The following is a 21,761-nucleotide window of genomic DNA, read 5'->3' as shown; positions in this document are numbered from 1 at the left end:
GAGAGTAGATTTTAAATTGCAGCTATTGTTAATTAACAGAGCCATTTAACATAGCTGATTGTACAAATTGTTGGAAGAATGGGTGACAAGATGGACAAGCAAAAAACGATGCAAGAAATGCAAGCTGAAGTTGACCAATATATTAGTCAATTTAAGGAAGGATATTTTAGTCCGTTAGCGATGCTAGCGCGTTTATCGGAAGAACTTGGTGAATTAGCAAGAGAAGTTAATCATTATTATGGAGAAAAGCCGAAGAAAGCGACAGAAGAGGCTAATACGATTGATAATGAATTAGCGGACATGCTATTTGTGATTATTTGCTTCGCCAATTCATTAGGCATAGACTTACAAAAGTCACACGATCAAGTCATGCATAAATTTGCAACACGTGACAAAGACAGATGGACAAAATTAGAAGACTAGAAGGGGTAGAAACAACATGGCAAATATTAAAGTAATCGTAGCAGGTCCACGCGGGAGAATGGGCTTGGAAGCAGTGAAATTAGTACATAATACGGAACATTTTGATCTTGTAGCCGTTATTGATCGCAAACATAATGGGGGAAATCTTTCCGATGTAGAAGGCTTTCAAGGAATTGATGCGCCGATTTTTTCTGATATAAAAGAATGTTTTTCAAAAGTGGAGGCAGATGTACTAGTTGATTTAACAACGCCAGAAGTAGGGATGTATCATACGGAAACAGCTTTGCAATATGGCATTCGTCCCGTCGTTGGAACGACTGGTTTTACAAAAGAGGATTTAGCTAAGCTTGATGCCTTAACGAAGGAAAAAGGGTTAGGCTGTATCATTGCGCCTAACTTTGCAATCGGTGCTATTCTTATGATGAAATTTTCGCAAATGGCTGCTAAGTATTTTAAAGATGTAGAGATTATTGAAATGCATCATGATCAAAAGTTGGATGCTCCATCAGGAACAGCAGCTAAAACAGCGGATTTAATTTCTTCTGTTCGTGAAGCAAAAGTTCAAGGACATCCAAGTGAAAAAGAAACGATTCCAGGAGCACGCGGTGCAGATGTGGAAGGGATGCGTATTCATAGCGTTCGCTTGCCTGGTCTTGTTGCACATCAACAAGTGTTATTTGGAAGCGCTGGTGAATTATTAACGGTTCGTCATGATTCTTTTAACCGCGGTTCATTTATGTCAGGTGTAAAGCTTTCTGTTGAGACGATTATGAATCTTGATGTGCTTGTCTATGGTTTAGAAAATATTATCGAGTAATATACAGAGGAGCGGGAATTTATGAGAATCGCTTTAATTGCCCATGATAAGAAGAAAGAAGATATGATTGGATTCGTAACAGCCTATAAAGATATTTTTGCGCAACATGAGTTATTTGCTACAGGGACAACAGGAAAAAGAATTATGGAAGAAGTCTCATTACCTGTTCATCGCTTTCATTCGGGTCCCCTCGGTGGTGATCAGGAGATTGGTGCGATGATTGCAAAAGATGAAATGGATGTAGTTTTGTTTTTCCGAGATCCACTTACGCCACAGCCGCATGAACCAGATGTAACAGCTCTTATTCGTCTTGCGGATGTTTATCAAGTTCCGCTTGCTACAAATATGGGAACAGCAGAAGTGCTTATAAGAGGCTTAAAAGATGGCTTTATGGATTGGCGTAAACTAAGAGGATAATTAAGGTGAACTATATGAATGAAACAATAGATATATTAGCTTTTGGCGCTCATGCTGATGATGTTGAAATCGGCATGGGTGGTACGCTTGCGAAATATGCGCAAATGGGAAAGAAGATTATGATTTGTGATTTAACAAAAGCAGAAATGTCTTCTAATGGAACGGTAGAACGAAGAATCGAAGAGGCAAATCAGGCAGCTAAGATTTTAGGTGTTGAGCGAATGTCATTGAATTTACCTGATCGTGGATTGTATATGAAAGAAGAGTATATCCAAGAAATTATTACAGTGATTCGTACGTATAAGCCGACTCTCGTATTTGCGCCATATACAGTGGATCGACATCCGGATCATGGGAATGCAAGCCGTTTAGTAGAAGAAGCTGTCTTTTCTGCAGGTGTTCGTAAATATATGGAGAATATCGGATTGGGTGCGCACCGTGTACAAAATGTCTATTTTTATATGATTAATGGTTTTCATAAGCCAGATTTTGTTATGGATATTTCAGCATTTATGCAAACAAAAATAGATAGTCTTAAAGCATATGAAAGTCAATTTGTTAAAAGTGACGCAACGGTAGATACGCCGCTTGTAAATGGCTATATCGAAACAGTAGAAGCACGTGAGCGGATGTTTGGAAAAGAAGTGGGAGTAACATATGCAGAAGGTTTTATGTCGAAAAAGCCGTTGCTGATTAATGTCGATTTATTAGGAGAATAATATGAAGTTGAAAATTGGGATTACGTGTTACCCAACTGTAGGTGGGTCAGGGGTTATTGCTACTGAGCTTGGTAAACTGCTTGCTGAAAAAGGACATGAAATTCATTTTATCTCGACAAGTCTTCCATTTCGTCTAAATAAAATGTATCACAATGTATATTATCATCAGGTAGAAGTGAATTCTTACTCCGTGTTTCAGTATCCCCCTTATGATTTAGCGCTTGCTAGTAAAATGGCCGAAGTAATACAACGGGAGAATCTTGACATTCTGCATGTGCATTATGCGATTCCACATGCCGTTTGTGCGATTTTAGCCAAACAGATGGTTAAAACCGATGTGAAAATTGTGACGACTCTTCATGGTACCGATATTACTGTCCTTGGAGAGGATCCTTCGCTCACCAATTTAATTAAATATGGTATTGAACAATCTGATGTTGTCACCGCTGTTTCTTCTTCTCTTGTTGAACAAACAAAGGAACTAATTGCTCCTGATAAGGAAATTAGGACAGTTTATAATTTTATTGATGAGCGCGATTATCATAAGGTAGATTCCAGTTATTTACGCACGGAATATGGCATTGAAGAGCATGAAAAAGTTATCATTCATGTTTCGAATTTTCGGACGGTGAAAAGGGTAACCGATGTAGTGCGCACTTTTCAATTAACTGCTGGGCAAGTACCTGCTAAGCTTTTACTCGTTGGGGATGGACCAGAAGTGACCGTCGTGTTAAAACTCGTTCGAGATCTTGGTATAGAGGAGCGAGTATTATTTCTAGGAAAACAGGATAATTTAGCTGAACTTTATTCGATAAGTGATTTAATTCTTCTATTATCAGAAAAAGAAAGCTTTGGTCTAGTGTTATTGGAAGCAATGGCTTGCGGTGTTCCTGGCATTGGTACAAATATTGGCGGTATTCCGGAAGTTATTGTGGATGGTGAAACGGGCTTTTTATGTGAAGTAGGAGATGTAGAAACGGCAGCAGCCCATGCAGTTAAATTGCTACGTGATAATCATCTCCATCAACACTTCTCGAATGCAGCTTTTAGACGAGTTCATGAAACATTCGGCTCAGCTTTTATTACCGCTCAATATGAAGCGATTTATCGACAACTTCTCGTTCGATAAGGAGGACTCACATTGATGGATTCATTATTTATACAGGCTGTGCCGATTGTTGAAAGAATCGAACAAGCAGGATATGAGGCCTATTTCGTCGGCGGTTCAGTTCGTGACCAGATTATTGGCCGAGCGATTCACGATGTCGATATTGCTACATCAGCAACGCCAGGAGAGATTAAAGCAATCTTTCCACGCACTGTAGATGTTGGTATTGAACATGGGACAGTTCTTGTTATCGAGAAACATGGTTCATATGAAATTACTACTTTTCGAACAGAAAGTGGTTATAGTGATTTTCGCAGACCAGATGAGGTAAGATTTGTCCGATCATTAACGGAAGATTTAATGCGTCGTGATTTTACAATGAATAGCATGGCTATGGATAAAAATGGTAATATTATTGATCCATTTGGCGGTCAAAAAGCAATTATGGATAAGCGAATTGTTACCGTTGGCAATTCTTATGAACGATTTCATGAAGATGCTTTACGGATGATGCGAGCGATTCGATTTGTAAGTCAACTTGGCTTTACATTAGATTCAGAAACATTGCATTCCCTTCAGGAAAATGGGGCACTGCTAAAGCATATTGCTATCGAGCGTGTCCATGCTGAATTTGAAAAGCTTTTGGCAGGACCGTATCGTGTTCAAGGCTTACAGCTTTTAGTGCAAAGTGAGTTATATAAATATATACCACGTTTACATAATCAAAAAGACACGCTTAAACAACTGACAGCACTGCCAATTGATACACTTAGTGTTAGTGAAATTTGGGCGCTGTTACTGATTCAAGGGCATGTAGAAGATGTTTCGTCATTTTTACGTGATTGGAGGCTGCCCGTAAAGCAAATTAAAGCAATTCAAAGAGTCGTTTTCTTTGCGGATAAACCTTCATCCTTTGTAGAACATGTATATGATTTGTTTGAAATTGGATTAAGTGAAGGAGTTCAGGCCGCTAAAGTTAGAGCGGTCGTTCATGGAGACAGCGTGTCTGATGCAGAGGATTTGGTACGGAAAAAGTACGCTGATTTAGTCATTAAAGACATGTCGGAGCTCACGGTTGGCGGTGCTGATTTATTAGCTTGGCGTAACGTGAACCCTGGTCCATGGTTAAAAGAATATTTACAAATGATTGTAACAGCGGTATTAAAAAGAGAAGTAGAAAACGATAAACAGAAAATAAAGGAGTGGCTAGTACAGTGCAATCTGATGTAAGAACGAAGCTAATAGAAGCCTTTTCAAATGCCAATGGAACATTTATTTCAGGTCAACAGATTGCAGACTATATCGGATGTTCAAGAACCGCTGTTTGGAAGCATATTGAAGATTTGCGAACAGAAGGCTATGTTGTCGAAGCGGTCCGAAATAAAGGATATCGAATTATTACAACACCTGAAAAAGTGACAGCCAATGAGATTCAACTCGGTCTACAAACGAAAACACTTGGGAAAAAAGTTCATTATGAAGAAAGCGTAGAGACAACACAAAAAATTGCTCATACGCTGTCAAATGAGGGGGCTCCTGAAGGAACGCTTGTTGTGGCTGAAGAGCAAAGAGGTGGAAAAGGGAGATTGATGCGTCCGTGGTATTCACCTAAATATACGGGAGTATGGATGAGTTTAATTTTACGGCCATCGATACCTTTTCATGAAGCCCCTCAACTAACATTGCTTGCCGCTGTTGCTGTTGCTCAAGCGATTGAAAATACCACAGAGCTAAAGCCTCAAATTAAATGGCCGAATGATATTTTAATTAATCGTAAAAAAGTAACAGGTATTTTAACCGAATTACAAGCAGAATCCGATCGGATTCATTCTGTTATTATTGGAATCGGGATGAATATTAACCAAAAACAAACGGATTTCCCTGAGGAACTGCAAGAGATTGCTACGTCTCTTGCGATAGCTGGCGGACAAAACATTTCACGTGCAAAAGTCATTCAAGAAGTGCTTGTACGTTTAGAAGCGTTGTATGAGCTTTATCTAGCAGAAGGTTTCTCCCCAATTAAAGAGTTATGGGAAAGTTATGCGATTAGCCTTGGTCAAGAAATTAAGGCAACGACTGTGAATGAGACGATTGTTGGAAAGGCATTGGGCATTACAGATGCTGGTGTATTACTTCTAGAAGATCAAAATGGCAAGGTTCATTCTATTTATTCAGCGGATATTCATATTTAACGAATGGACGATTGTATATAGTGTTGTTAATTGGGACTTCTTGTTGAAAGGAGTCCCTAATTGTTTCATTAACAAGATTATTCATCGGAGTGCGTGAACGATTTTTGACGAAATGTGAAAAATTATAATAGAAATTTTTGACGGAGCTTGTTATAATGCAAGTGGGCAGTATCGAGAGAGCTGCACCTTTATTTGCCCAAAAAATTTGAAAATCTGCCTTGATCCAATGGGACAGGGACGGAGGGATGAAACTTCTGATGTTAACAAAGAGATTAGCTAATGATCTATAAACTGTAGTTGGAACGATGTTCGTTCATGCGGTTTTTTATTTAGCTAGTCTCTTTTTTACGTAACGAAACTAGACACCAGTGCAGTCAACTGATGTTTTCATCTCCTCTATGTAAATAAGGGGGAACGTTATGAAATTATCTGGAGATTTTTTGAAAATGAAGCAAAATAAAGAAAAGATTGTGATGCTGACGGCTTATGATTATCCATCAGCAAAGCAGGCGGAGCAAGCGGGAGTCGATATGATTCTCGTTGGAGATTCGTTAGGAATGGTTGTGTTAGGATATGAATCGACAATTCCTGTTACGGTCAATGATATGATTCACCATACAAAAGCGGTGAAACGTGGAGCTCCTCATACATTTGTTGTAACGGATATGCCGTTTATGAGCTATCATCTTTCTCTTGATGAAACGTTAAAAAATGCTACACGCATTATGCAAGAAGGCGGAGCTGATGCGGTTAAAGTAGAAGGCGCAGGTGCGGTCGTAGAAAAGATTGCCGCAATGACAAACGCTGGTATTCCTGTTGTAGCGCATCTTGGTCTAACGCCGCAATCTGTAGGAGTTCTTGGCGGTTATAAAGTACAAGGAAAGAGTCTAGAAGCAGCTCAGCAGCTACTAGAAGATGCGAAGAAATGTGAAGAGGCTGGAGCGTTAGCTATTGTGTTTGAGTGTGTTCCTCATCAAGTAGGTACACTTGTGACGGAAGCGCTTTCTGTACCAACAATTGGAATTGGTGCTGGAGTGGATACAGATGGACAAGTTCTTGTGTACCATGACATTCTTTCGTATGGGGTTGATCGTGTTGCGAAATTTGTAAAAGTATACGGAAATGCCAATGAATTAATGAACCAAGCCATTTCACAGTATGTAAGCGAAGTGAAAACGGGTGAGTTTCCAACACAACACCATACTTTTACGATGAAAGAAGAGGAACTGATGGCTTTATACGGAGGAGTCAAATGAAGATTATCACTACTATAGCAGAATTAAAGCAAGCTTTACAGGCTGAGAAACGAAACGGAAAAAGTATCGGATATGTTCCAACGATGGGGTTTTTACACGAAGGTCATGTGAGCCTGATGGAGCGTGCACGCAAGGAAAATGATATCGTTGTATTAAGTATTTTTGTAAATCCATTACAGTTTGGGCCCAATGAAGATTTTGAGACATATCCACGTGATATTGAACGAGATGAGAATATTGCTAGAAATGCAGGCGTGGATTATATCTTCTACCCTCAAGTAGAAGAAATGTACGGCTCAAAGCCATCTGTTACTGTACAAGTAGAAAGTCGTACAGATTGCTTATGCGGGACAAAACGTCCGGGACACTTTGATGGTGTTGCGACGGTTTTAACGAAATTTTTTAATATCATTGGCCCAGATAAAGCGTATTTTGGGCTGAAAGATGCTCAGCAGGTGGCAGTTGTAAGCGGGTTGATTGAGGACTTTAATTTTCCAGTAGAACTTGTACCGGTTGATATCGTTCGAGAGGAAGATGGCTTAGCTAAAAGTTCACGAAATGTTTTTTTAAGTGAAACAGAGCGCCAAGAGGCGAAAGAGCTGTATCAAGGTTTATTGCAAGCGAAAAAAGCAATTGAAGCCGGCGAGAGAGACCCAAATCAAGTGGCGCAGATTGTAGAGAATCATATTAACACGCATACGAATGGTACCATTGACTATGTTGAAGTATACCGATATCCAGAATTGCAACCAATGGAAACTCTTTCAGGGCATATCATTATTGCAATGGCTGTGAAGTTTGCAAATGTTAGACTCATTGATAATCTTACACTAACAATATAAAAGCTTAGAAAATAGGGGGAGTTTCCATGTTTCGTACAATGATGAATGCCAAAATCCATCGTGCTCGTGTAACAGAGGCGAATTTAAATTATGTAGGTAGCATTACAATTGATGAGGATATCCTTGATGCGGTTGGTATTTTACCTAATGAAAAAGTAGCGATCGTCAACAATAATAATGGAGCGCGTCTAGAAACGTATGTGATTGCCGGGGAAAGAGGAAGCGGCGTTGTTTGTTTAAATGGTGCAGCAGCAAGACTTGTCCAGCCAGAAGATGTTGTAATTATTATTTCCTACGTTATGGTAGCGGAAGAGAATCTTCCTAATCACAAACCAAAAGTAGCGATTATGAATGAGCATAATGAAATTGTTGAATTAATTTCCCATGAACCAGCAGCAACAATTATGTAAGAAACGAACCGGCTGAAAGCTATGAAACGCTTGAGGTCGGTTTTTCTTGTTATCAAGATTGAACGAATTGTGAAGTTTCTAGTATTATATAGAAGTTTCACTTTATTTCTTCTTTGTGGTATAAAAAAGTGAGGGAAACAAGGAAAGTAAGTTTGAGGTGTACAAAACATGACACAACGATATGTAGTGGTCGATTTAGAAACAACAGGAAATTCTTCGAAAAAAGGAGATCGAATTATCCAGTTTGCGGCAGTAGTGATCGAAGAGGATCAAATTGTTGAGGAATTTTCAACCTATATTCATCCAGAACAAGAGATTTCTTTGTTTATTGAAGAGTTAACCGGAATTAGCAATGAGACAGTAAAGGATGCTCCTATTTTTGAAGAGGTGGCGGAACACATTGTGAGCTTATTGGAAGGCGCTTGTTTTGTTGCTCATAATGTCTTGTTTGACTTATCGTTTTTACAAGAAGAGTTGACTCGATGCGGGCATGAGCCATTTTACGGGTCTACATTAGATACAGTTGAGTTAGCAAAAATATTAAAACCGACTTCGGATGGTTACAAGCTTCATCAGTTAGCAAAGGAAGATCGTATTGAGCATTTACGGCCCCATCAAGCTGATAGCGATGCGTATGCAACGGCTTTATTGCTGTTATCATTTAAAGAAAAGCTGCTAAGTTTGCCTTTAATGACGTTAAAGCAGCTTTATCGATTGTCTTTTTCATTACAAAGTGAAGTGTCGGAGCTCATTAATGACTGTATGGCTATCAAGCTATCTAAGGCTGAAGTGCATGAGCCAAATCTTGTTACCTATCGAGGACTTGCTTTTAAAAAGGGCAAGCAAGGATTAGAAGATAACTATCAAGAAAATGAGTATCCAACTGATCGACAGATGAAAATAAAGATGTTAAAAGCAGCATTTCCTGAGTTTGAGAGCCGATTCGGGCAGTTGCAAATGATGGATGTCATTTATGGTTCTTTTGAAAGCGAGCAGGATGCTATTATTGAAGCCGGTACAGGGATTGGTAAATCGTTAGGATACTTACTGCCGGCGGTTTATTTTGCGAAAAAAAAACAACAGCCTGTCGTTATTTCTACTTATACATTACAGCTTCAGGATCAGCTATTGCAAAAGGAAATACCGAAGTTAAAGGAAATCCTCCCCTTTGACTTTCAAGCTGTTCTTCTGAAAGGACGAAGCAATTATTTGAGTTTAGCAAAGTTTGAGCGAGCTCTTCGGGAAAAAGATGATCATTATGAAAGTGCGTTAACCAAGATGCAGATTATCGTTTGGCTAACAGAAACTGAGACAGGTGATCGGGATGAATTAAACTTATCGAGCGGCGGGCAGCTCGTATGGAATCGACTGCAAAGTGATCATTTCGTCTATCCAGGGTTAAAAAAACCATGGATAGAGATGGATTTTTTTGAGAAAGCAAAACGGACGGCGGCAAGAGCAGATTTGATTATTACCAATCATGCTTTTTTAATGACAGATTTAATAACAGACGATGCTATTTTGTCAAAACAAGGCTATATCATCTTAGATGAAGCTCATCATTTAGAACAGGCAGCTTCTAAACAATTTGGACGTCGCCTTGATTATATATTTGTCAAAACATTTTTGAACCGTCTTGGCACGTCTGAGCAAAAACAGCTTTTGTATCGCTTGGAACGAATCGTTGCTAATCATGGGCTAGAAGTAGAAAGAGCTAAAGAAAATTTAGATGGAAAACTGACTGATTTTGCCTATGAGTTCGAGCAATTATTTGCTATCATTGCGAACCAGACTAATAAGTTAGTAAAAGGAATCGTTCCTAAGCGGCTTGCTTTCAAAATAGAAGAACGCATTCATTGGCAGCGAGCAACGTTGTTAGCGGAACGATTATATGATCTGCTTCAGTCCGTTGTACGCCTGTTAGGAGAAAAATTGGATGTTCTAAAACAGCATGAAGCATCCTTAGGAAAAAATGCGTTATTTTATGTAAATGATTGTGAAGTGATTCTTGGGCATTTTATTGAAACGAAAGACATCCTTTTTGAATTTTTTATTCAGCCTAGAGAGGATTATATTTACTGGCTGGATTGTATGAATACATCTATGCCAAATGGAGTTGTTTTATCTGCTCAGCCTGTACTAGGAAGCGAAGAATTGTGGAATGCATATTTTGGTCAACAAAAAAGTGTGATTATGACATCGGCGACCCTTTCTGTTAAGCAATCGTTTCAGTTTTTTAAAACACAGTTAGGTATCGAGAAAAAAGACATCTATACCGCAAGCTTTCCTTCGCCGTTTCATTATAAAGAACAAGTAAAAGTACTTGTTCCGCGCGATATACCTGATATTCAAACATTGTCGATTGAAGAATTTGCAGAAGCATCAGCAAATTACATTATTGCTGGTGTTCAAGCGGCACAAGGTCGAACGATGGTGCTGTTTACGTCGCATGAAATGTTACGCGCTGCTTATTATACGATTAAAGAATGTGGTTTATTGGATGATTATACGTTATTTGCTCAAGGGATTTCAGGTGGAAGTAAGATGAGGCTGCTTAGAAACTTTCAAACATTTGATAAAGCCGTTTTATTTGGGACGACAAGTTTATGGGAAGGAGTCGATATTCCAGGTGAAGACTTATCTTGCTTAATGATTGTTCGCTTGCCGTTTTCGCCACCGGATGAACCTATAACGGAAGCTAGATGTCAGTTGTTAGCTAAAAAAGGAAAGAACGCTTTTTCTAGCTATTCTTTACCTGAAGCGTTGTTAAGGTTTCGACAAGGATTTGGTCGACTCATTCGTACGTCCAGCGATCGTGGTGTATTGGTCGTGCTTGATCGACGTGTTCTGACGGCCAAATATGGAGTGGAATTTCAACGCGCACTTCCGCCTGTGGAGTGGCAGGAAGTATCGATCAATGAAATGGCGACGGTGATTGAAGAATGGGTATAAGACAATTGTTCCATGTTCTTGAAAAGAATACGTTTCATAATAGGGTGGATTAACGGTTTTTTTGGAGTAGAGCCTTCAACAAAGACGCAAGATAAAGGTTCGACATGTATGGATATCAGTGTTTGTGAAGGCTCTATTATATGACATTGTTGATTTTTGACCATGGTCTCACAGGCTTTTTAGCTGAGCCGAAAGGTGTGTTATCCACAATATTATGTAAAAAAAGCCTTTGTGAAAATAGTTAAAATTTTTATAAAATAATAAAGAAAATGAACGATGAAACTGATATAATGTGAAATGAAGTGATGTCAAACCCCTTAATCTGACAGTAATTATTGACAATTTTCAGGTGATTGGAGGATGGACTTTCATGAAGAGCAAAATTGAAGTGATTTCAACGGTCAAGGTGCAAACTTCACCTGATTTATATAAAATTGTCGATGCATTGAATCGAAATTTGAAAAAACAAGATTTAATGTTTGGGTTGGCATTGGATTCAGAAGATCAAAAACAAGCTATCTTTACCATTTATCGTACATAGAAAGAGGGAAGAGATTGAAAAAATGGTTAATCATTTCTTCTGTTCTTGTTGTTTGTTTTCTCGTCTTCGTGGCAGGTGCCTATATTAGAGCATTACAACCGAAAAATGAGGCGGCAGACATTGCGCTTGCAACAGCAGAAGAAAAAGCGGGAATAGAAAAGATGGATGAATTTTACCTGTATAATGGACACGAGTCTTATTCAGTGGTCGTTGGTACAACAAGCGGTGGAGATAAGCAAATCGTGTGGATTCCCGAAAACGATGAACAAAAAGTTGTCGTTGAACATGCCCGCAATGGTAAGTCTAAAGAAGACATACTTTCAAAGGTTAAGAAAAACCGTAATCCTGCTGAGATTGTATCTGTTAAGCTTGGAATGGAAAAAAATGTGCCACTTTGGGAAGTGACGTATTTAGACGAGTCCAATAGCTATAACTACGATTATTACGATTTTAAAACAGGTGAATGGCTTAAATATTATCGCAGTATATAGAATGGAGGATTTTTTTAATTATGAAATTAGCAAAACGAGTTCAAGCGTTAACACCATCTACTACATTGGCTATTACAGCAAAAGCAAAAGAACTAAAAGCTCAGGGATTAGATATTATTGGACTAGGAGCAGGGGAACCAGATTATAATACACCAGCTCATATTATTGAAGCAGCGGTTCAATCAATGAATGAGGGACAAACAAAGTATACGCCATCTGCTGGTTTACCAAAGTTAAAAGAAGTAATTATTGCTAAATTAAAGAAAGATCAAGGCTTAGACTATACACCATCTGAAATAATCGTTGGTACTGGTGCGAAGCATGCTCTATATACATTATTCCAAGCGATTCTGGATGAAGGCGATGAAGTGATCGTTCCGACTCCATATTGGGTAAGCTATCCTGAACAAATTAAATTAGCAGAAGGAACACCTGTATATGTAGAAGGAAAAGAGGAAAATCAATACAAAATTACAAAAGAGCAGTTAGAAGCAGCTATCACAGACCGTACAAAAGCGATTATCATTAATTCACCAAGTAACCCAACTGGTATGCTTTATACGAAAGAAGAGTTACAAGCGCTAGGAGAAGTATGTTTAGCACACGATATTCTAATCGTATCTGATGAAATTTATGAGAAATTGGTTTACGGTGGTGCACAACATGTATCAATTGCACAGCTTTCACCACAATTAAAAGAACAAACAATCATCATTAATGGGGTATCTAAATCTCATTCAATGACGGGCTGGAGAATTGGATACGCTGTAGGGAATGAAGCAATCATTAAAGCGATGACAAATTTAGCGAGCCATAGCACATCTAATCCTACAACAACAGCTCAATACGGAGCAATTGCCGCTTATGAAGGCACACAAGCACCAGTTGAAGAAATGCGTCAAGCATTTGAAAGTCGTCTAAATACAATTCATGCTAAATTAGTAGAAATTCCAGGCATAACATGTATTAAGCCTCAAGGTGCGTTCTACTTATTCCCGAACGTAAAAGAAGCAGCTACATTAACTGGATATAGCAATGTTGATGATTTCGTAAAAGCGTTACTAGAAGAAGCGCTTGTTGCTGTTATTCCTGGTTCAGGTTTCGGTGCGCCTGATAACATTCGTTTATCTTATGCAACATCTCTTGAGCAGTTGGAAAAAGCCGTTGAAAGAATTCATACATTTGTTACAAATAAATTAGCATAATAATACCTATTGAAAAGCTTGCAGGCTGTAACAAACCTGCAAGCTTTTTTTGCTTTATTAAAGGAGTGTGAAGCAGTAATTTCACACGCAGAAGCTAAAAATCATATGAGTCAATGTTATTTAGCAAGGTCTTATAAAAAATGAACTGCGCTCGGCTTTTCTCGTTAAAATTATCCGCTTATTCGAATGCTGTGATTCATGTTATACTGAAATGGAGGTGTTCAAATATATGATAAAAGATCAACTGCAAGCGTGGTTTAAGCAAGGAACGCTTACCATTCCAACTTACTTATTAACTCATTATAAAATCATGGGGTTAAATGAACAGGAACTCGTCCTTTTACTTCAACTTCAAAACTTCACAGAAAAAGGGAATTCCTTTCCAACTCCTTCTCAATTATCAGAAGTTATGACATTTCAGGAATCGGAATGTCTGTTTTTAATTCAAAGCTTAATACAAAAAGGCTGTATTGGAATAGAAGTAGAGAAGAGTCAGGAATTTGGAAATGAGAAATATACTTTAGAGCCGTTATATGAAAAAATGCTGACCAGCTTTTTATTAACATTAAAAAAAGAGGAAGCGCTTGAAGCGCAACAATCAAGCGAGAGCCTGTATACGATTGTAGAACAAGAATTTGGCCGGCCTCTATCTCCATTTGAATGTGAAACATTGGCTATGTGGATAGATGATGGTCATGAGCCGGATATTATTAAAGCCGCTTTAAGAGAAGCGGTCATTTCAGGGAAAATAAACTTCCGCTATATTGATCGAATTTTATTTGAATGGAAGAAGAATGGAATCAAAACACTAGAACAAGTACGTAAACAAACACAGAAATTTAGAGCCTACCAAAAACGAGATCGCACACAAGAGCAAACATCTTCTGTAAAAGATATACCGTTTTATAATTGGCTTGAACAATAAAAAGGAGAGTACCTATGTTAACGAAAGCTCAAATTCGTCATTGTTTGGATGTTATGGCCGATATGTATCCAGATGCCCATTGTGAGCTCAATCATTCAAATCCGTTTGAATTGGTCATTGCGGTTGCTTTATCAGCGCAATGTACAGATGCGCTCGTCAATAAAGTAACGAAGAATTTATTTCAAAAATATAAAACACCGGAAGATTATTTGAGTGTGCCACTTGAAGAGCTGGAAAATGATATTCGCTCTATTGGACTATATCGGAATAAAGCAAAAAATATTCAAAAGCTCTCTAAAATGTTAATTGAGGATTATGGAAGAGAGGTGCCGCAGGATCGCGATGAATTAACGAACTTACCTGGTGTAGGCCGTAAAACAGCCAATGTCGTTGTTTCTGTTGCATTTGGTATTCCAGCTATGGCTGTGGATACTCATGTTGAAAGAGTGTCCAAGCGTCTTGGTATTTGTCGCTGGAAGGATAGCGTATTGGAAGTAGAAAAAACGTTAATGAAAAAAATTCCACGTGAAGAATGGTCGATTACGCATCATCGACTTATTTTTTTTGGCCGTTATCATTGCAAAGCACAATCACCACAATGTGAGACATGCCCGTTGCTTGACTTATGTCGAGAAGGAAAGAAACGAATGAAGAAGGTTATAGCTCCATGAGTGGAACGAATCGGTTACGTGTTCCAATAGAATTGCAATGTTCTTTGTTTTTTTCTGAAACAGAAATTATTGTGCCTGTTCAGGATATACAAAAGTGGGAAAAAATTGATAGGTGTATAATATTTCCTTATGACATTGCTTTTTTTACTGGAATAGAGGCATATAAACCGTGGGAACATGTTCATAAACATATCCCTGATCTTTTGGGGAAGTGGAAAGAAATAGAGGAGTCTTGTCGTACCTACTTTACGGAACGGCAAGCTAAACGGGCTATGGAACCGATGAAAGAGGGAATCTCTCTTTTATTTATGATGTTGTTTTGGGTGCATGGTAAGCCTGTGTATCTGCAGGATTGGCCATTACACGTCGATACACTTGATATTAAACCAGTGAATGCAGTAGAACGTTTAACCTTTATTATGCAAGGTCCAGCACGTTATCATGCTTTTATTCAACTGAGCGAATTGTTTCGTGAATTAGAAAAGCACTATGTAAAGAATCAAATAAAAAATCGCCTAAGGCAGTGAGCCTAGGCGATTTTTTATTTGATTATTGGCTTTGGTCCGTTTCACCGGGATCTGTTGTTTCTTCTTCTACTGCACCATCTTCTTCTTCATCTTCTCGATTTCCTGGATTATTATTGGAACCATTGCCATTCCCGTTACTATTGCCATTATCATTTCCATTATCGTTACCATTCCCATTCCCATTATTTTGCTCTGGATTGTCTGGGTTAGTTTCTGGATTGTTATTCTCTTGGCCTGGTGGTGTGCCATCATTTGGCTGTTCTTGTTCAGGGTTCGTTTCTTCAGGATTTTCTTCTGAACCATCCTCCAGTTCAGGGTCTTCGTCAATTAGCTCTTCTTCTTCCGTACCATCAGGTATTGAAACGGAAGCTGAAACAGGTTTACTAGATTGACCATTCACAGTAGCAACAACTGAGAATGTATACGTACTACCAGGTGTAGGAGCATTCATCGTTAAGCCCATGTCCTTTGTTGACGAAAGAACGGTTGCAGCTCCACCATCGACAGATACTTTTACCTCAAATTGAGGTGCGTCTTCTGGCTTTGGATAGCCCCATGATACATTAATAGCGTTACTTTCAGCATTATAGGTTGCGGATACACCTGTTGGTGCATTGGATTCTTTTTCTTTTTCTTTTTCCTTTTCTTCTTCTGTTTCTTTAGTATACTCTGTTGTGACTTGTTTTGGTTCGTGTCCTTGTACATAGTACTCATAAGTTATTTGATCGCTAGGTGTGTATTGGTTAGCCTTTACAGCGGGATTTGACCCTTTAATAATGCCTACTTTTACGACACTGCTTGGCTGTTTAAAGTCTTCGGTTTGTTTTCCATTCGACATGTATTGCATGATGTTTTTGAAAATATACTTTGGTATTCTTTGAGAGGATTCTCCGAGATAATCAAAATCCTCCTTCGAACTATTATTATATCCAGCCCAAACCGTGAGCGTATAATTTGTTGTATACCCGGCCATCCAACTGTCTTTTACAGCGGAAGATGGAATATTATGTTCCGCTCGTTCAGCTGGAGTAAAGTTGGTTGACCCTGTTTTACCGGCTATTGGAAGACCTGGAACATTCGCAAGTTGACCAGTACCATAGCTTTCTGAAAGAACACTCTGCAGCATATTTGAAACGATAAAGGCTGTTGAGTCTTTCATAACCGGCTCTGATATGGTTTTATTTTTAATTTCTGTTTTATCACGTAAAACGATTTTTTTAATCGTATGCGGCTTATTATAGATACCGTTATTTCCGAAGGCGCTGTAAGCACCGGCTAATTCCAATGTAGAAACTTCCATTCCGCCACCGAGTGCAGATGATTCAACAATTCCTTCTTTGGGGAAGGAGATGCCTAGATTTGTAGTAAATTGTTTAGCATTGTCTAACCCTACTTCTTGTAATGTTTTTACAGCAGGAATATTCAATGAACGACCTAGTGCTTCACGAACGGTCATCGTACCGTAATGACGGCCAGATGCGTTTTTAAGCGGTGTGCCATCGCTATACGCGTAGGGTTCATCAGTAATTTGATGATACGTAGACCAGTTTAAATATTCAACCGCTGGACCGTAATCAATAACCGGCTTAATTGTTGAACCTGGAGAACGTTTCGTATCTGTTGCATAGTTCCAACCGCGTTTTACGGTTGTATTGCGTCCGCCGCCTATAGCTCGTATTTCGCCTGTTTGTGTGTCGAGCAGCGTAATACCAGCTTGAAGAGTTTCGTTGGGATAGCTGATGATATCATTGCTATTTAATAGATTAAAGACATATTCTTGAGCATCTTTATCAATCGTTGTATAGATTTCAAGTCCATCTGTAAAGATGTTGTAGTCGCCCATTTCTTGTACTTCCTCAATTACTAAATCGACAAAGGCATCATAAGGCGTTGTGTCCACTTGACTTGTATCTTTTGGTTTTAGTCCTTCTTCAATGCTCTTGCTTTGAGCGTTTTTCATTTCTTCGTCTGAAATGTATCCATGTTTATTCATTAAATGTAATACTACATTGCGGCGTTCTTTTGCTCGATCTGGATGTCCGTATGGTTCATAGCGACTTGGGCTTTGAGGAAGACCCACAAGCATTGCCGCTTCATGTAGTTCTAATTCATCTAAATCTTTCCCATAATACGTTTTAGCAGCCGTTAAAATCCCATTTGCACTATTAGCGAACCAGATTTTATTGACATACATTTCTAGTATTTCTTCTTTTGTATATTTACGTTCAAGTTGAATAGATAACCACATTTCTTGTACTTTTCGTTTAATCGTTTTATCTGGTGTTAGATAAGAACGTTTGACGACTTGCTGGGTAATCGTACTACCGCCTTGTGAACCGAATCCGCTAGTGATATTAGCCATAACAGCGCTAGTGAAACGAAGAAAATCGACCCCGTTATGTTTATAAAATCGACTATCCTCCGTTGCTAAAAAGGCGTTTTCAACGAGATCTGGAATGTCTTCATAATTGACGTAATCGCGCTTTTCTTTACCGACTTCGGCTAATAATTCGCCGTCTACATCTCTAATTTTTGAAGAAACGGGATCTTTTAACAAGCTTTCATCTAATTTTGGAGCATCGCTAATAAAATAAGCTAAAGTTCCTAATCCAGCGAGTAGAACGACAATTCCAATTGTTACGAGAGTCAGAAAAATTCGTTTGAGCAACGTTTTAGGCTGTTTAGGGCCTTTGGATTCCTTTTTCTGTTTTTCCGCTTGTTTACGACGTCGTTCGCCTCGCGTTGTATATTTTTCATCCATGATGCTAACCTGCCTTTCTAAACAAACATACTAAAAATTTTCTTTAATAAGTAAATCTATTACTTTAATATAGTCAATTCTTGGTTGAAAGCCAAGAGGAATCTTTGTTGAGGTTGTCTCCACCTCTTGGATTGTAATGGATTTACGCCCTCCGGCATGCATTCTTTCCCAATAAACAAACAACTCCTTTGCAGGCATAAGGTAAATCGTATCTGTTATTGAAAAGCGCATAATGACAAAGGCAATTCCTCCTTGTGCCGTAACAGCCTGCATATGCTTAATCTGATGGTCGTGAAAGTTTTTTAATGGAAAGGAAGCCGTGCTCTTTGTTTCCTTCGCTTCAAAATCAATATATTTTCCTTTATATACACCATTATAATCAGTTGTTGATGCCTGTTTAAAGTAGGCCTCTTTAATAATTGCGGCACTTCTTTTAGGGTAATGGACATCAACGATTTGAATCGGCGTTGGTTTTTTGTGAATAACAGCAATTCCATTTGTTAAGTAGTATTGATTGGTTTCGTTTAAATCGTCCTCCAATGTTTTTCCTCGATTACTATAGCTCATTTCTTTTGAGTGTGAGGGTTTTATTTTAGCTGGTTGCGGCATAAATTTACGCCCATTGGGATAATGAAAGGCCAACGTTCTTCCTCCTTTTTCACCTAATCGTATGATAGCAAAAAAAGTGAAAAAAAGGTGAATAAAACGAATCATTTCTCAAAACGATAGAGAATAGTTACGAAAAAACTATAAAATTGTCACAATTTACCGTAAATGGTTATGTAATGACGGTAATGTCGTTGTTTGATTCTTTTCATTAATCATAGTATCTCACATAGTCTATCAAAACATAAATAGGTGGTATGTAGATGAATCAGCAACTTCTTAACACAATAAAAGGTTTAACGGAAAAAGGGAATAGAGATAATATCTCAAGAACAAAGGCCTATGAGCATTTTTTTAGCAAACATCCGGAAATTAGATGGTCCTTATTGGCTGGCGTAGTGTCTAGAAATGCAGGGTGGAATATGTGTGATCTTGCAGGGAACTGGTTGCCGCATATTTTGACAGAACGCTATCGACGCCAATTATTTTTAACGTATGAAGAAGCTAATTGGAGAATTTTTCAAGATGCTTACCCGCAATTATTGCTCTACCATTATTCGAAGAAATACAATCGTCCTTTGTTCCATTTAGGGAAACATTTTTTTATGACGACTTTTATGGAGAAAGAGTGGCAGCGGTTTTGGCAGCTTCGAGATGAAAAGCGGCTCGTATATGCCTTAATTATTAATGAGCAGCATGTTATTGAGCGGCCAGTTATTCGAAAAAGCTCGTTTGTTTTTCATTCTGTTTTATTTTTACTGCAAGATTGGCTTCATTACAGTACGGTTTTGTTTCCAACTTGCTTCGGGCAACTGTATGGTTTTTCCGTTGCGAATTTTTGCGATGTAGATGCCCGCATCCATCTTGGAAAGAAACTATATGAGCTTCTATTTGCACCGGACCTATTTCCTTTCTTCTATCAATTTGTTCTTACAACAGAGCCGACGGGGGCGCGCTATGATTATGAACAATATGGGAATCATATTCCTACAGCAATGACACCGACGCTGCGAAAGACATATCCCATTATTTATCATTCAATAGATGGAACGGATCAATGGGATGTAAGAAATAGGATTAAATCGAAGTGGTTTCGTGCACCCAAAACGATGAAAAACGTTTGCTTAACAGATTGGTATTATAAGAAACAGCAGCATATAGAGACAATAGTTAATATAATGTCGAAGTAACTGATAAATGGAGAATTTAGCACTTTTTTTGCCGATTTCCTTCTAGTTTTGTCAGGCAAGAAGGTCTTAGCTAACAAAACGAGAATAGTATTAACTAGTAAAGACAGGGAGGGATGAACAAATGAGAAATAAAAACGTTGCAATCGATGAGATGTTGGCGATGATTGCAGATATCCATTCAAGCCTAGATGGTTTAGAAAAATCCTATGGCCTTGCTGTTAATACGGAGCGCTGTAAGCTATGGGCTGAGCAATATAAAATGGTCAATCAAGCACAAGAAGCATTAGACGCAGTTGAGTCATCCTTAAAACAGAGTCCTGCGTATTCGATAAAGTTAGAGAAAGTACCTAAGAACATACAAGTAACGCCTAGTTTAGGCTATTAATAACAAGATGCAGCTGGAATTCAGCTGCATTTCTTTTTGAGCCGTTCTCTATTATAATTTAGAAGGCTGTGTTTATTGATGTTATTGAATTTATAAGATATTTAACAGTGCTAATTAGAAAAAAGTAAAGTAGGGGAACGTATGGATGAGTACCAAAAAGTTATAGATTTAACAGAGCAATTAATTGTATTGGCAAAAGAAGCAGATGCAATCTACGAAGAGGTTCGAAAGGATGGGGAAGAGAAGGATTTCTATCATGAAGTTAAGCCGTTTGCAGATCGAGTACAGCTTGCCTGTGAACAATGGGAGCAAAGAGTAAAACAATGGATGAAAGAAGCGGAGTTTAAGCACTTATTTCCGCAACAAATCGAACAGACTGCTCAGAACCTTACAGATGTATCTGTTCAAGCTTTTTTTCCGAAAACAAGTTATAAACGATTTAAGAGTCATGTGCAGTCAGTGTTATTTATTCTACAAAATGTTAAGATGGAAAGCGTGCGTATATTGACACAAAAAGGTAAAGGAGACTCCTCACTTTAACTCACTATCTGTTGTTTCTTCACATATAGTATAGAAGAGAATGTCAGGAAATGGAGGAGGTTTCTTTCAAGATGATGAGAGCGAATTATCATCAAGGACATCCAAATCCCGGTTATTATTCGCAATCGATGCCGAATTATTGGGGAGGGTATTCTGAAGGGATGCAGTACCATGCTCAACCGATGCTATCGTATCCATTTCATGTAGCGGGTGATAGTGTGATGCAGCCGTATCAACAGAGTGGCATCCAACAAGAACCGTATTCTTTTCAACCATATCCACAGCAGCCGATGAATATTGGAGGGGCTCAGACTCCGCAGGGAGCAACAATGTCGTCTTATTCTCCGAAATCGCAATCATTTAATCCGTTTGATAATCCATTGCAGCCACAAATAAAGCGTCCGCCGTACCAAGCGTTCTCCAATCCTTATCCTAAACAGCAATTTATGCAAAAGGCCCAGCCTTCGGGTTTTCAGTCTGTGCTTAATCAATTTAAAACACAGGATGGTTCCGTGGATATTACTAAAATGATGAATACAGCGGGGCAAATGGTTAATACATTTACGCAAATGTCATCGGTATTTAAAGGGGTAGGAAGTTTATTTAAAATAACATAAGAAAAGTGTAAGGCACTCGTTTAGCGGCGGCAAGCATAAGATAAGCGGCTGGCAGATATGTTCTTTGTATTGGTGCGGTTCTTGAGCCGATGGCACCTGAAGCTAAATATTAAGACGTATCGCAAATTTTATATTTTCTTATCTTTGAAAAAGGCAGAGGTTTATG

The 21,761-nt window shown here is 38.6% G+C and carries 23 protein-coding genes; 21 read left to right on the top strand and 2 right to left on the bottom strand.

All coding sequences use genetic code 11. The features are described from left to right. Positions 1 to 90: 90 nt before the first annotated feature. The 17 genes from V7068_RS02090 to V7068_RS02010 all read left to right on the top strand — a co-directional run bounded on the left by V7068_RS02090 (position 91) and on the right by V7068_RS02010 (position 15,496). Positions 91 to 423: a nucleotide pyrophosphohydrolase gene (locus V7068_RS02090; RefSeq protein WP_119115330.1), complete on the top strand. Its 333-nt coding sequence runs from the start codon at positions 91 to 93 to the stop codon at positions 421 to 423. Positions 424 to 439: 16 nt separating this feature from the next. Beyond that, entirely contained in the window at positions 440 to 1,240 is an 801-nt protein-coding gene (gene dapB, locus V7068_RS02085) for a 4-hydroxy-tetrahydrodipicolinate reductase (protein WP_499710767.1), read from the top strand. Positions 1,241 to 1,261: 21 nt separating this feature from the next. Continuing rightward, complete coding sequence (locus V7068_RS02080; RefSeq protein ID WP_499710766.1) at positions 1,262 to 1,657, top strand: methylglyoxal synthase; 396 nt, start codon at positions 1,262 to 1,264, stop codon at positions 1,655 to 1,657. Between the two features lie 14 nt (positions 1,658 to 1,671). Further along, a complete protein-coding gene (gene bshB1, locus V7068_RS02075; protein WP_499710765.1) occupies positions 1,672 to 2,376 on the top strand; it encodes a bacillithiol biosynthesis deacetylase BshB1 in 705 nt (234 codons plus the stop codon). Position 2,377: 1 nt separating this feature from the next. Further along, complete coding sequence (gene bshA / locus V7068_RS02070) at positions 2,378 to 3,505, top strand: N-acetyl-alpha-D-glucosaminyl L-malate synthase BshA (protein ID WP_499710764.1); 1,128 nt, start codon at positions 2,378 to 2,380, stop codon at positions 3,503 to 3,505. A 15-nt stretch (positions 3,506 to 3,520) separates the two neighbouring features. Next, on the top strand, positions 3,521 to 4,714 hold the full coding sequence (locus tag V7068_RS02065) for a CCA tRNA nucleotidyltransferase (protein ID WP_499710874.1): 1,194 nt from the start codon (positions 3,521 to 3,523) through the stop codon (positions 4,712 to 4,714). Continuing rightward, positions 4,699 to 5,676 (top strand): biotin--[acetyl-CoA-carboxylase] ligase, encoded by a 978-nt coding sequence (locus tag V7068_RS02060; protein WP_499710763.1) that lies wholly within the window; start codon positions 4,699 to 4,701, stop codon positions 5,674 to 5,676. Before V7068_RS02065 ends, V7068_RS02060 begins: the two co-directional genes overlap by 16 nt. A gap of 419 nt (positions 5,677 to 6,095) precedes the next feature. Continuing rightward, complete coding sequence (gene panB / locus V7068_RS02055) at positions 6,096 to 6,932, top strand: 3-methyl-2-oxobutanoate hydroxymethyltransferase (protein ID WP_499710762.1); 837 nt, start codon at positions 6,096 to 6,098, stop codon at positions 6,930 to 6,932. Continuing rightward, positions 6,929 to 7,774, top strand: coding sequence for a pantoate--beta-alanine ligase (panC, locus tag V7068_RS02050; protein WP_499710760.1), 846 nt, complete (start codon positions 6,929 to 6,931; stop codon positions 7,772 to 7,774). The genes panB and panC overlap by 4 nt, the downstream gene beginning before the upstream one ends. A gap of 26 nt (positions 7,775 to 7,800) precedes the next feature. Next, on the top strand, positions 7,801 to 8,184 hold the full coding sequence (gene panD, locus V7068_RS02045; protein ID WP_127761153.1) for an aspartate 1-decarboxylase: 384 nt from the start codon (positions 7,801 to 7,803) through the stop codon (positions 8,182 to 8,184). Positions 8,185 to 8,352: 168 nt separating this feature from the next. Next, positions 8,353 to 11,136 carry an ATP-dependent DNA helicase DinG gene (dinG, locus tag V7068_RS02040; RefSeq protein ID WP_499710759.1) on the top strand — a complete coding sequence of 928 codons (2,784 nt, stop codon included), beginning with the start codon at positions 8,353 to 8,355 and terminating at the stop codon, positions 11,134 to 11,136. A gap of 370 nt (positions 11,137 to 11,506) precedes the next feature. Further along, on the top strand, positions 11,507 to 11,677 hold the full coding sequence (locus V7068_RS02035) for a YpmA family protein (protein WP_499710758.1): 171 nt from the start codon (positions 11,507 to 11,509) through the stop codon (positions 11,675 to 11,677). A gap of 14 nt (positions 11,678 to 11,691) precedes the next feature. After that, complete coding sequence (locus V7068_RS02030; protein WP_499710757.1) at positions 11,692 to 12,168, top strand: cell wall elongation regulator TseB-like domain-containing protein; 477 nt, start codon at positions 11,692 to 11,694, stop codon at positions 12,166 to 12,168. Positions 12,169 to 12,188: 20 nt separating this feature from the next. Continuing rightward, on the top strand, positions 12,189 to 13,373 hold the full coding sequence (locus V7068_RS02025) for a pyridoxal phosphate-dependent aminotransferase (RefSeq protein WP_499710756.1): 1,185 nt from the start codon (positions 12,189 to 12,191) through the stop codon (positions 13,371 to 13,373). A 229-nt stretch (positions 13,374 to 13,602) separates the two neighbouring features. Beyond that, complete coding sequence (locus V7068_RS02020) at positions 13,603 to 14,298, top strand: DnaD domain protein (RefSeq protein ID WP_499710755.1); 696 nt, start codon at positions 13,603 to 13,605, stop codon at positions 14,296 to 14,298. 14 nt (positions 14,299 to 14,312) lie between these two features. Continuing rightward, on the top strand, positions 14,313 to 14,969 hold the full coding sequence (gene nth / locus V7068_RS02015; RefSeq protein ID WP_252290417.1) for an endonuclease III: 657 nt from the start codon (positions 14,313 to 14,315) through the stop codon (positions 14,967 to 14,969). After that, a complete protein-coding gene (locus V7068_RS02010) occupies positions 14,966 to 15,496 on the top strand; it encodes a YpoC family protein (RefSeq protein WP_499710753.1) in 531 nt (176 codons plus the stop codon). Before nth ends, V7068_RS02010 begins: the two co-directional genes overlap by 4 nt. Positions 15,497 to 15,518: 22 nt before the next feature. Here V7068_RS02010 and V7068_RS02005 read toward each other — a convergent pair whose 3' ends face one another. Then, positions 15,519 to 18,257 carry a transglycosylase domain-containing protein gene (locus tag V7068_RS02005; protein ID WP_499710752.1) on the bottom strand — a complete coding sequence of 913 codons (2,739 nt, stop codon included), beginning with the start codon at positions 18,255 to 18,257 and terminating at the stop codon, positions 15,519 to 15,521. Between the two features lie 30 nt (positions 18,258 to 18,287). Next, the gene (gene recU, locus V7068_RS02000; protein WP_119115313.1) at positions 18,288 to 18,899 is read right to left on the bottom strand and encodes a Holliday junction resolvase RecU; all 612 of its coding nucleotides are present in this window, start codon (positions 18,897 to 18,899) and stop codon (positions 18,288 to 18,290) included. A gap of 227 nt (positions 18,900 to 19,126) precedes the next feature. On the opposite strand from recU, the gene V7068_RS01995 reads away from it, so the two are divergent. The 4 genes from V7068_RS01995 (at position 19,127) to V7068_RS01980 (ending at position 21,595) form a co-directional block, all read left to right on the top strand. Further along, complete coding sequence (locus V7068_RS01995) at positions 19,127 to 20,053, top strand: DUF2515 family protein (RefSeq protein ID WP_499710751.1); 927 nt, start codon at positions 19,127 to 19,129, stop codon at positions 20,051 to 20,053. Between the two features lie 121 nt (positions 20,054 to 20,174). Next, complete coding sequence (locus V7068_RS01990; protein ID WP_252290409.1) at positions 20,175 to 20,438, top strand: hypothetical protein; 264 nt, start codon at positions 20,175 to 20,177, stop codon at positions 20,436 to 20,438. A 141-nt stretch (positions 20,439 to 20,579) separates the two neighbouring features. After that, on the top strand, positions 20,580 to 20,978 hold the full coding sequence (locus V7068_RS01985) for a YppE family protein (protein ID WP_499710750.1): 399 nt from the start codon (positions 20,580 to 20,582) through the stop codon (positions 20,976 to 20,978). 71 nt (positions 20,979 to 21,049) lie between these two features. Continuing rightward, on the top strand, positions 21,050 to 21,595 hold the full coding sequence (locus V7068_RS01980) for a YppG family protein (protein WP_499710748.1): 546 nt from the start codon (positions 21,050 to 21,052) through the stop codon (positions 21,593 to 21,595). Positions 21,596 to 21,761 lie beyond the last annotated feature (166 nt).

Source organism: Bacillus sp. JJ634, from assembly GCF_036962285.1.
Classification (GTDB): domain Bacteria; phylum Bacillota; class Bacilli; order Bacillales; family DSM-1321; genus Peribacillus; species Peribacillus asahii_A.
The sequence above is the reverse complement of the archived record's forward strand: the minus strand, read 5'-3'. Positions and strand labels throughout refer to the sequence as shown.

Coding starts and splice junctions, on each gene's coding strand:
- V7068_RS02090 (WP_119115330.1), top strand. CDS start 91: ATGGACAAGCAAAAAACGATGCAAGAAATGCAAGCTGAAGTTGACCAA.
- dapB (WP_499710767.1), top strand. CDS start 440: ATGGCAAATATTAAAGTAATCGTAGCAGGTCCACGCGGGAGAATGGGC.
- V7068_RS02080 (WP_499710766.1), top strand. CDS start 1,262: ATGAGAATCGCTTTAATTGCCCATGATAAGAAGAAAGAAGATATGATT.
- bshB1 (WP_499710765.1), top strand. CDS start 1,672: ATGAATGAAACAATAGATATATTAGCTTTTGGCGCTCATGCTGATGAT.
- bshA (WP_499710764.1), top strand. CDS start 2,378: ATGAAGTTGAAAATTGGGATTACGTGTTACCCAACTGTAGGTGGGTCA.
- V7068_RS02065 (WP_499710874.1), top strand. CDS start 3,521: ATGGATTCATTATTTATACAGGCTGTGCCGATTGTTGAAAGAATCGAA.
- panB (WP_499710762.1), top strand. CDS start 6,096: ATGAAATTATCTGGAGATTTTTTGAAAATGAAGCAAAATAAAGAAAAG.
- panC (WP_499710760.1), top strand. CDS start 6,929: ATGAAGATTATCACTACTATAGCAGAATTAAAGCAAGCTTTACAGGCT.
- panD (WP_127761153.1), top strand. CDS start 7,801: ATGTTTCGTACAATGATGAATGCCAAAATCCATCGTGCTCGTGTAACA.
- dinG (WP_499710759.1), top strand. CDS start 8,353: ATGACACAACGATATGTAGTGGTCGATTTAGAAACAACAGGAAATTCT.
- V7068_RS02035 (WP_499710758.1), top strand. CDS start 11,507: ATGAAGAGCAAAATTGAAGTGATTTCAACGGTCAAGGTGCAAACTTCA.
- V7068_RS02025 (WP_499710756.1), top strand. CDS start 12,189: ATGAAATTAGCAAAACGAGTTCAAGCGTTAACACCATCTACTACATTG.
- V7068_RS02020 (WP_499710755.1), top strand. CDS start 13,603: ATGATAAAAGATCAACTGCAAGCGTGGTTTAAGCAAGGAACGCTTACC.
- nth (WP_252290417.1), top strand. CDS start 14,313: ATGTTAACGAAAGCTCAAATTCGTCATTGTTTGGATGTTATGGCCGAT.
- V7068_RS02010 (WP_499710753.1), top strand. CDS start 14,966: ATGAGTGGAACGAATCGGTTACGTGTTCCAATAGAATTGCAATGTTCT.
- V7068_RS02005 (WP_499710752.1), bottom strand. CDS start 18,257: ATGGATGAAAAATATACAACGCGAGGCGAACGACGTCGTAAACAAGCG.
- V7068_RS01995 (WP_499710751.1), top strand. CDS start 19,127: ATGAATCAGCAACTTCTTAACACAATAAAAGGTTTAACGGAAAAAGGG.
- V7068_RS01990 (WP_252290409.1), top strand. CDS start 20,175: ATGAGAAATAAAAACGTTGCAATCGATGAGATGTTGGCGATGATTGCA.
- V7068_RS01985 (WP_499710750.1), top strand. CDS start 20,580: ATGGATGAGTACCAAAAAGTTATAGATTTAACAGAGCAATTAATTGTA.
- V7068_RS01980 (WP_499710748.1), top strand. CDS start 21,050: ATGATGAGAGCGAATTATCATCAAGGACATCCAAATCCCGGTTATTAT.